The organism is Microbacterium sp. B19, assembly GCF_000333395.1.
In the GTDB taxonomy this organism is placed as follows: Bacteria; Actinomycetota; Actinomycetes; order Actinomycetales; family Microbacteriaceae; genus Microbacterium.
On sequence record NZ_BADA01000389.1, the window covers coordinates 1 to 9,665 of the forward strand.

The 9,665-nt window shown below is 71.7% G+C and carries 9 protein-coding genes and 1 pseudogene; 7 read left to right on the forward strand and 3 right to left on the reverse strand.

Features of this window, described 5'->3' with window-relative positions; genetic code table 11:
* Both I5G_RS22600 and I5G_RS22605 read right to left on the reverse strand, forming a co-directional pair.
* A partial coding sequence (locus I5G_RS22600) for a dihydroxyacetone kinase subunit DhaK (protein ID WP_036328352.1) occupies positions 1–292 on the reverse strand: 292 nt, incomplete at its 3' end.
* 126 nt (positions 293–418) lie between these two features.
* Positions 419–1,066 (reverse strand): annotated as a pseudogene (locus tag I5G_RS22605) (lysophospholipid acyltransferase family protein); the annotation flags it as partial.
* Positions 1,067–1,110: 44 nt separating this feature from the next.
* Between I5G_RS22605 and I5G_RS25445 the strand changes: the two are divergent.
* The 5 genes from I5G_RS25445 (at position 1,111) to I5G_RS14015 (ending at position 6,227) form a co-directional block, all read left to right on the forward strand.
* Positions 1,111–1,248, forward strand: coding sequence for a hypothetical protein (locus tag I5G_RS25445; protein ID WP_022879616.1), 138 nt, complete (start codon positions 1,111–1,113; stop codon positions 1,246–1,248).
* Positions 1,249–1,252: 4 nt separating this feature from the next.
* Positions 1,253–2,200, forward strand: coding sequence for a carbohydrate ABC transporter permease (locus I5G_RS14000; RefSeq protein ID WP_022879617.1), 948 nt, complete (start codon positions 1,253–1,255; stop codon positions 2,198–2,200).
* An 8-nt stretch (positions 2,201–2,208) separates the two neighbouring features.
* The gene (locus tag I5G_RS14005; RefSeq protein ID WP_022879618.1) at positions 2,209–3,108 is read left to right on the forward strand and encodes a carbohydrate ABC transporter permease; all 900 of its coding nucleotides are present in this window, start codon (positions 2,209–2,211) and stop codon (positions 3,106–3,108) included.
* A 114-nt stretch (positions 3,109–3,222) separates the two neighbouring features.
* Positions 3,223–5,103 carry a glycoside hydrolase family 3 protein gene (locus I5G_RS22610; protein ID WP_022879619.1) on the forward strand — a complete coding sequence of 627 codons (1,881 nt, stop codon included), beginning with the start codon at positions 3,223–3,225 and terminating at the stop codon, positions 5,101–5,103.
* Positions 5,100–6,227, forward strand: coding sequence for a LacI family DNA-binding transcriptional regulator (locus I5G_RS14015; RefSeq protein ID WP_022879620.1), 1,128 nt, complete (start codon positions 5,100–5,102; stop codon positions 6,225–6,227). Before I5G_RS22610 ends, I5G_RS14015 begins: the two co-directional genes overlap by 4 nt.
* A gap of 52 nt (positions 6,228–6,279) precedes the next feature.
* Here I5G_RS14015 and I5G_RS14020 read toward each other — a convergent pair whose 3' ends face one another.
* The gene (locus tag I5G_RS14020) at positions 6,280–7,794 is read right to left on the reverse strand and encodes a PucR family transcriptional regulator (protein WP_022879621.1); all 1,515 of its coding nucleotides are present in this window, start codon (positions 7,792–7,794) and stop codon (positions 6,280–6,282) included.
* 101 nt (positions 7,795–7,895) lie between these two features.
* On the opposite strand from I5G_RS14020, the gene gabT reads away from it, so the two are divergent.
* Both gabT and I5G_RS14030 read left to right on the forward strand, forming a co-directional pair.
* A complete protein-coding gene (gabT, locus tag I5G_RS14025) occupies positions 7,896–9,254 on the forward strand; it encodes a 4-aminobutyrate--2-oxoglutarate transaminase (protein WP_022879622.1) in 1,359 nt (452 codons plus the stop codon).
* Positions 9,255–9,344: 90 nt separating this feature from the next.
* The coding region (locus I5G_RS14030) for an FAD-dependent oxidoreductase (RefSeq protein ID WP_026095938.1) at positions 9,345–9,665 on the forward strand (321 nt) is incomplete at its 3' end.

Here is a 9,665-nt window from a genome sequence, read left to right on the forward strand (position 1 = left end):
CCGCGCCGGAGTCCACGCCCTGCGTCGCCGCGAGCACCTGGTCGGGGGTGGGGGAGGTGAACACCTCGCCGGCTGCCGCGGCGTCCAGCATGCCGCGCCCGACGAAGCCGCCGTGCATCGGCTCGTGACCCGAACCGCCGCCGGAGACGAGCGCGACCTTGCCCTCGCGCGTGGGCTCACCGCGCAGGATGACGCGGTTCTCGGTGTCGATCCGAAGCTCCGGATGAGCGGCGTGGATCCCTCGCAGGGCTTCCGCCAGCACGTCGGCCGGGTCGTTGACGAACTTCTTCACGGGTGCCTCCTCGTCGTGGCTGAGGCGGGTTCGGGCCCGCCTCTTCAGACCCTGCTCGCCGGGACGCGTCGCGTCAAGGGCCTAAGGGCCCACCTCGTCGGAGGGCGCCACGTGACGGACGTCCGCTCAGATGCGTTCGTGTGGCAGCACCTGCTTGATCCGCTCGAGCGGTGTCTGCGCAGGAACCTCGTTGTAGGCGTTCGCCAGTTCCTGCTCGCTGAGGGCGTGGATGGCGGCCATGATCTCGTCCGTCGCGCCGCGGCGGGCGCGTCCCGACGAGGCGGCGCCGTGCGGCGAGAGGTCGAGGGGAGTGCCGAACCGCACCGTGATGCGCTCCTTCGTCGTGGGCACCTTCGCCCCGACCGGCATGACCTTGTCGGTGCCGATGAGACCGACCGGCACGACAGGGGCACCGGTCTGGAGCGCGAGGAACGCGACGCCGGTCCGGCCCTTGTAGAGCCGGCCGTCGAGCGAGCGTGTGCCCTCGGGGTACAGGGCCACCGCGCGGCCGTCCTCGAGGAGTGCGCGCTGCTGGTCGAGCGCGTCGAGCGCCGCTTGACCCGCGCCCCGCTCGACCGGGATCGCGCCGATGGCGGTGAAGAACAGGCGAGACGCCCACTTCTCGAAGTAGGCCGACTTCGCTAGGAAGTGCACCGGCCGGGGCGAGGCGACGGGGATGGCGATGGAGTCGATGAACGACAGGTGGTTGCTCGCGAAGATCACCGGCCCGGTCCGCGGGACGTTGTCGCGTCCCTCGACGCGCGGGCGGTAGACGGCGCCTCGCCGCCTTCGGCGCGCAGCTCGAAACCGCGAAGTCGGTGCCCGCCGTCACGACCTGGGTGCAGGTCGCCGCGGCCGGTGACGCGATGCTCGAGAAGATCCGTCTCGGCCAGCAGTCGCCGGCCGACGGCCTGAAGGAACTCCAGGCCACCGCCGACCAGCTGGGCCTGGGCTGAGATCATGACGCAGGCAGTCGTGGGCGCGACCGGACGGGCTCCGGCCACCGGTCGCGCCCGCGCCGGCGGGGCGTCGAGCCGCCGCCGGCGCCAGGGATGGGTCGCGTGGGGCTTCGCCCTGCCGTTCGTCGCGGTCTTCGCGATCTTCATGGTCGTGCCGATCGTGGGGTCCTTCGCGATGTCCTTCACCGACTTCACGGCGCGGGACATCCGCTCGCCGTTCTCGGTGAACTTCGTCGGGCTCGAGCAGTACCTCTCGGTGCTCGGCGACCCGGTGTTCCTCACCTCGCTGGGCGTGACCGCGACGTTCGTCGTCGTCGGCATCCCGGTCACGATGGCGATCGCGCTGGCGCTCGCCCTCGCGCTCAACGCCAGCACGGGACGCTTCGTCTCGGTGCTGCGGGTGGGGTTCTACGCCCCGGTCGTGACGAGCATCGTCGCCGTGGCGGTCGTGTGGCGCTACATCCTGCAGCCCGAGGGCCTGCTCAACTCGGCGCTCGCGATCATCGGCATCCAGGGTCCGGACTGGCTCAACGACACCCGCACCGCTCTGCCGTCGCTCATCGCGATGGCGGTGTGGCGGAACGTCGGCACCCTGATGGTCATCTTCCTCGCCGGGCTCCAGGCGATCCCCACCGACGTGAAGGAGGCCGCCCTCATGGACGGCGCCTCGTCGTGGCGGCGCCTGACCTCCATCACGCTCCCGCTACTGCGCCCGACGCTGCTGCTGGGCGCCGTGCTCATCTCGGTCGGGTTCCTGCAGTTCTTCGAGGAAGCGTTCGTGATGACCCAGGGCGGTCCGCTCAACTCCACCCTCTCGGTGGCCTATTACACGTTCAAGCAGTTCGGATTCGGGCAGTACGGCACGGCCTCGGCCGCGAGCTACCTGCTGTTCCTGGCGATCGCGCTGCTCAGCCTGGTGCAGTTCCGCGTGCTGCGCTCGAAGGATTGAGGGATGCCATGACACTCACGTCCCCCGCGGCTCCGGCCGCCGTCGTCGAGACCGTCGAGCCGTCGCGCCGTCGTCGCCGCTCGGAGAACCGCATCACCCCCGGTCGCGCCCTGACCTACGGCGTCCTCGTCGTCGGCCTGATCGTGTGGATCCTGCCCTTCGCCTGGATGCTGCTGGGCTCGGTCAAGACGCAGCGCGAGATCCTGCAGCGCCCGCCCACCTGGTGGCCGCAGGATTTCACGTGGGAGAACTTCGGCGCCTGGTTCGGGCAGCTCAACTTCGGCCAGTTCTTCGGCAACAGCGTCGTGGTGGCACTGTTCACCGTCGCCGGCAACCTCGTGTTCTGCTCGATGGTCGGCTACGCGCTGGCGAAGATGGACTTCCCCGGCAAGAAGGCGCTGTTCCTGGTCGTCATGGTGACGCTCATGGTCCCGGGCGTCGTCACCTTCGTCCCGCTGTTCGTCATGGTGTCGTCGCTCGGCCTCGTGGACAGCTACGCGGCGCTGATCCTGCCGTTCGTCACGACTCCGCTCGGCGTCTTCCTCATGCGGCAGTTCATGCTCGGCATCCCGGATCCGCTCCTGGAGGCCGCCCGCATCGACGGCGCCGGCGAGCTGCGGATCTTCGCCCGCATCGTGATGCCGCTGTGCGGCCCGCCGCTGGCGACGCTCGGCATCCTGACCTTCCTCGCCTCGTGGAACAACTTCCTGTGGCCGCTCGTCGCGGCGCAGACCGAGGCGAAGTACACCCTGCCCGTCGCGCTGTCGCTCTACTCGACCGGGCAGAGCGCCACGAACTACGGCCTGCTGCTGGCGGGTTCGGTGCTCGTGATCGCGCCGATCATCCTGCTGTTCGTCTTCCTGCAGCGCTACTTCATCCAGGGCATCGCCTCCACCGGCCTGAAGTGACGCGGGACGGGGCCCGGGCCCCGCGCCCCGGCCCCGCGCCCCGGCCCCGCGCCCCGGCCCCGCGCCCGCGCCCCGCGCGCCCCGCACGAAGCTCGAGTCCCTGAAAGGACCCCTATGACCTCCCCCCGATTCCTCACCGCGCCCGACAGCACCCGCTTCCGCGACCTGAACGGCAACGGCGTGATGGACCCGTACGAGAACCCCTCCCTCGGCGTCGAGGAGCGCACGGAGGATCTCCTCGGGCGGCTCAGCCTCGAGGAGAAGTGCGGTCTGATGTTCCAGACGGTCATCGAGGTGGGGGAGGACGGCGACCTGCTCGAGGCCCCCGGCAGGATCTCGAAGTCCCCGACCACCACGGTCGTCGTGCACAAGAACATGAACCACTTCAACGTGCACGCCATCCGCACCGCGCGCCAGGCGGCGACCTGGAACAACCACCTCCAGGCCCTTGCCGAGCAGACGCCGCACGGCATCCCGGTGACGATCAGCACGGATCCGCGTCACGCGTTCGTCGAGAACACGGGCGTGGCGTTTTCTGCCGGACCGTTCTCGCAGTGGCCCGAGGGCCTGGGGCTCGCCGCGCTCGACGACGTCGAGACCGTGCGCGAGTTCGCCGAGGTCGCGCGGCGCGAGTACGTCGCGGTCGGCATCCGCGCCGCCCTGCACCCGCAGATCGACCTCGCGACCGAACCCCGCTGGGGGCGCCAGGCGCAGACCCTCGGGCAGGATGCCGCGCGCGTCACCGAGTTCACCGCGGCCTACCTACAGGGCTTCCAGGGCGACGAGCTCGGACCCGGGAGCGTGGCTTGCACGACCAAGCACTTCCCCGGCGGAGGTCCGCAGCTGGATGGCGAGGACGCGCACTTCCCCTACGGCCGCGAGCAGGTGTATCCCGGCGGCATGTTCGACTACCACCTCGAACCGTTCCGCGAGGCGATCCGCCGCGGCACCGCCGGAATGATGCCGTACTACGGCATGCCGGTCGGCCTCGAGGTCGACGGTCAGCCGATCGAAGAGGTCGGCTTCGGCTACAACAAGCAGATCGTCACGGGTCTGCTGCGCGAGTCGCTCGGGTACGACGGCGTCGTCGTCACCGACTGGGAGCTCGTCAACGACAACCACGTCGGCGACCAGGTGCTGCCCGCGCGCGCGTGGGGCGTCGAGCACCTCTCGGCCGTCGAGCGCATGGAGAAGATCCTGGATGCCGGTGCCGACCAGTTCGGCGGAGAGGAGTGCGTCGAGATGCTCGTGGACCTCGTGCGCTCCGGCCGCGTCCCGGAGGGGCGCGTGGACGCGTCCGTCCGGCGCCTGCTGCGGGTGAAGTTCCAGCTCGGACTGTTCGACGACCCCTACGTGGACGTGGACGAGGCCGAGCGCATCGTCGGAAACGCGGAGTTCCGTGAGCTGGGCGAGCGGGCGCAGGCGCGCTCGCTCACGGTGCTGGTGAACGAGGGCGACGTGCTACCGCTGCGTCCCACCGGCACCGTGTACGTCGAGGGCTTCCGCGCCGACGACGTCGCGGAGCTCGGTCGCGTGGTGTCCGACCCCGCCGAGGCCGATCTCGCGCTCGTCCGCATCGGGGCACCGTTCGACCCGCGCGACGACCTCTTCCTCGAGGCCTGGTTCCACCAGGGGTCCCTCGAGTTCGCACCGGGCCTGGTGTACCGGCTGCAGCAGATCGCGGCATCCTGCCCGCTCGTGCTCGTGGTGAACCTCGACCGTCCGGCGATCCTGACCCCGTTCGTCGACCACGCCGCCGCGATCGTCGCCGACTACGGCAGCTCCGCGCGCGCCGTGCTCGACGCGCTCACCGGGCGAGTCGCTCCCCGGGGACGGCTGCCGATCGAGATCCCCCGATCGATGGATGCCGTCCGCGCGTCCCGCGAGGATGTACCGTCGGACACCGGCGACCCCGTCTTCCCGGTCCACTTCGGCCTGGACCTGGCGGGTGCGGGGGACGAGCCGGAGCCGATGAGGGGGTACGCGCACCGATGAGCGAAGCGGACGCGACACGCCGACCGACCGTGTACGACGTGGCACAGGAGGCGAACGTCTCCATCGCGTCGGTGTCGTTCGCGTTCCGCCGTCCGGACAAGCTCAGTGACGCGACCCGCGAACGCGTCCTCGCGGCCGCGCGGCGCCTGGGATATGCCCCGAGCGCCGCAGCCCGCGGCCTCGCGCACGGGCGCACCGGCACGCTCGGCCTGCACGCGTTCGACCTGCTGCTCGAGCGGGCGGACCCCCTCGCCCAGGCGCAGCCGCTCACGGGCCTGTCGACTCCGCGCCTTGACGCCGACGGCGTCATCCCGTGGAACCAGACGGACGACGACGTGCTCTCCGACCCGCGGGCGTTCCCGCTGTACGTCGACGAGGTGCAGCGCGGATTCGAACTGGAGTGCTGGGCGCTCGGGCGCCCCGTGATGCTCAGCAGCGGGGCCGGCACCGACGTCTCGGTCGCCGACACCGCGGGTCGCGTCGACGGGCTGGCGATCTTCCCCTCGCCGCAGACGGCTCCCGCCCTGGCCCGGTACGCCCCGACGATCCCGATCGTGCTCTTCAGCGCCGCGCCGGACGGTGACCAGCATCACCGCGTCCGCGTGGACAACGCCGCGGGCATGCGCGCGCTCGCGGAACACCTGGCGGGGGAGCATGGCATCCGGGACCTCGCCTTCGTCGGGCGATCCGAAGCGTCCGACACCGTCGAGCGCCTGGGCGGCCTGCGCGCCGCCGCGGACGACCTCGGCATGGCGCTGCGGTCCGAGATCGTGGATGCGACGGTGCGAGGGGAGGACGAGCTCGTCGCGCAGCTGCGCGCCCTCATCGCGGAGGGACGGATGCCACAGGCCCTCGTGTGCGCGACAGACCAGCACGCGTTCGCGGTGATGGACGCGCTCGCCGCCGAGGGACTGCGAGTACCGCACGACGTCGTGGTCACGGGTTTCGACGGCACGCTCGCGGCGCGCTTGAGCTCGCCGCCGCTGACCACCGTCCGGCAGCCCATGGAGGCGATGGGTCGCGCGGCCGCGCGCATCCTGGCCGGTGTCGCCGGTCCCGCCGACCGTCCTTTCGACGTGGTGTTCGAGCCGCGGTTGGTGGTGCGCCGCAGCTGCGGCTGCTGATCGCGGCGGCGGGTCGTGGTATCCACGGCGAAGACCGGCCGGATGCCAGGACTCAGGCCGGCTGCACCCGCAGAGCGGCCCACAGCTCGGCGCGCGTGGCGAACGACGACAGGTCGCGATCCAGCAACCTCTCCGCGAGGGCCAGGCGCGTGCGCACGGTGTGGCGGTGGACGCCGAGCGCCTGCGCGGTGAGCTCGTGCGAGCAGTCGTGGTCCAGCCACGCGCGGAGCGTCTCGACGAGGCGCGACCCCTCGGCCGCGTCGTGGGAGGTGAGGGGCGCGAGTTCCGCGGCGGCGAGCGTCGGGGCATCGGGCCCGAGCGCCGACAGGACTCCGGATGCCGCGACCTCGCCGAAGGTCGTCACGGCATCTCGCCCGCGATCCCGCGCCACGCGCGCCTGCTCCACCGCGGCGGCGAAGCGGTCGTACCCGGTGGGTTCGGACACCCCGATCCGTGCGCCGAAGCGCTCCGCCGCCTCCTGGATCGCCTGCCGTTCGTCGGCCGGGACCACGATCACGACGCCGTCGTCCGCGCGGCCGAAGAACACCGCGCCGCGGCGCTCCTCCGCCCGCAGCTCGAGGAGTTCCGCGAGGCCCCCGCTGCGCGTGGCCGCGGCATCGGTGAGAGCGACCACGACCGGCGCCGTCGGTAGCGGTCCCCACGCGTCGCGCGCGATGCGTCGCGCGAGCGTCGGGTCGTCGGTGAGGAGCGACTGCACGAGCCCCGCCCGCAACGCGCCGCGGGCCCGGCCGAGTCCCTGGTGCTGCTCGAACGCGAGACCGGCCATGGCGATGACGGCGGTGACGACGCCCCGGCCCTCCTGGTCGAGTTCACCGGCCGCGATCGCGATGACGCCGCGCAGGTGTCCGCCGCGGCCCAGGGTCTGCAGCGTGAACGGACGGTCCGCGATGCGCAGCGCCGAGGCCGCCCGCGCGCCCCGGCGGAGGACCGTGGCCACCTCGCTGCCGAGCGACGCCGAAGTCGCGGCATCCAGGTCGCCGCTGGGGTGCTCGCGAGTGAGTTCACCGGCCGCGTCGTACAGTCCCACCCACGTGCCGAGCTGTCGCGCGAGTTCCGCGAGCGTCGCGCCGAGACCGTCGGGCCGCAGCGCCGCGAGGGCGATCGCGCGCTGCGCCGACAGCGCCCACGTGCGGCGCGCGTACGCCTCGGCCGCGATCGCCTCGGCATTCGCGCGGGCGACGGCGATGAACGGCGTGCGGTACGGCACCTCGAACAGCGGGAGGCCGGCGTCGCGGCAAGCGGCGGCGAGTTCGGGAGGGATGCCGTCGCGCACCACCTCCGTGCCGAACCCGAGTCCCGCGACACCCCGGCCCATGAGTCGCTGCACGTAGTCGACGGCGGTCGTCGCCCCCGACCCCTGGAACTGCGTGCCCGTGGTCAGGAGCACCTGCCCCTCGGAGAGGAACGGTGTGGGGTCGGCGAGGTCGCTGCTGTGCACCCACCGCACCGGACGCGCGAGGTCGTCGGGGGCGCCGTTCTCCAGGCGCAGGTGCAGGTCGGAGCGACGCAGCAGCGCGCCGAGCGTGGGGGTGTCGGTGGCATCCATGGGGCTCCCGCGGAATCCGCTGTACGGTTCGTACAGCCAGGTATGGGAAATGTACAGCACGGAGGGTATCGGGCCGCGGCCGCCTTCCCTACGCTCCGAACATGACCGCACCGCACACCGTCACCGCGCCCCCCGTCGGCGGACCCTCGCTCCCGCAGGAGCGCCGCCTGGTCACCAGCATCCCCGGCCCCCGCTCGCAGGACCTCCTCGACCGCAAGGCCGCCGCGGTCTCGGCCGGTGTCGGGCACACGGTCCCCATCCACGCCGTCGCGGCGGGCGGGGGAGTGGTCGTGGATGCCGACGGCAACTCGCTCATCGACCTGGGCTCCGGCATCGCCGTGACCTCGGTCGGCAACTCTCACCCGGCCGTCGTCGCCGCCGTGCAGGAGCAGGTCGCCGCCTTCACCCACACGTGCTTCATGGTCTCGCCCTACGACTCGTACGTCTCGGTGGCCGAAGCCCTCAACCGCCTCACCCCCGGCGACCACGCGAAGAAGAGCGCGCTGTTCAACTCCGGCGCCGAAGCGGTCGAGAACGCGATCAAGATCGCCCGCAAGCACACCGGACGCCAGGCCGTCGTCGCGTTCGATCACGCCTACCACGGCCGGACCAACCTCACGATGGCGCTGACGGCGAAGAACATGCCGTACAAGAGCGGCTTCGGCCCGTTCGCCGCCGAGGTGTACCGCGCTCCGCTGTCGTACCCGTTCCGTGACGGACTCTCCGGCCCCGAAGCAGCGGCAAAGGCGATCTCGCTCATCGAGAAGCAGGTCGGCGCCGAGAACCTCGCCGCCGTCATCATCGAGCCCATCCAGGGCGAGGGCGGCTTCATCGTCCCCGCCGACGGCTTCCTCCCCGCCCTCGTGGACTGGTGCCGCGCGAACGGCGTCGTGTTCATCGCCGACGAGGTGCAGTCCGGCTTCGCCCGCACCGGTGCGATGTTCGCGTCCGAGATCTTCGGCATCGTCCCGGACCTCGTCACGACCGCGAAGGGCATCGCCGGCGGCCTCCCGCTCGCGGCCGTGACCGGTCGCGCCGAGATGATGGATGCCACCCACACCGGCGGCCTCGGCGGAACCTACGGCGGCAACCCGATCGCGTGCGCCGCGGCTCTGGCATCCATCGACGCGTTCGAAAACGACGGACTGATCGAGCGGGCGCGGGAGATCGGCGAGATCCTCCTGTCGCGCCTCACCGCTCTGCAGCAGAACGACCCGCGCATCGGCGACGTCCGCGGTCACGGCGCGATGATCGCCGCCGAGTTCGTCGACCCGGCGACGGGGGCTCCGGATGCCGCCCTGACTTCGGCCGTGGCCAAGGCTGCCATCGCCGAGGGCGTGATCGTGCTCACGTGCGGGACCTACGGGAACGTCATCCGGTTCCTCCCGCCGCTGTCGATCGGCGACGACCTGCTCCACGAGGGCCTGGACGTCGTCGCGGGCGCGCTCGCGCGTCACTGAGCAGCACGACTCGAGGGGGCGGCTGGCGACCCGAACGCGCCGCCCCCTCGTCCGCACCATCCGGGTCATCGAGACAGAAGGAAAGATTCCATGAGCGAGATCACGCGTGACGTCGTCGTCATCGGGGCCGGAGCCGCGGGACTGACCGCCGCGAACGACCTGCGCAAGGCCGGACTGTCGGTCGTCGTGCTCGAGGCGCGCGACCGCGTCGGTGGGCGGCTGTGGACCGACGTGATCGACGGCGCCATGCTCGAGCTCGGCGGCCAGTGGGTGTCGCCCGACCAGCAGGCGCTCATCGACACCGTCGCGGACCTCGGCCTGTCGACCTACAGCCGCTACCGCGAGGGCGACAGCGTCTACGTCGGACCCGACGGCGTCGCCCGGCGTTCACGGGGGAGAGTTCCCGTCGCC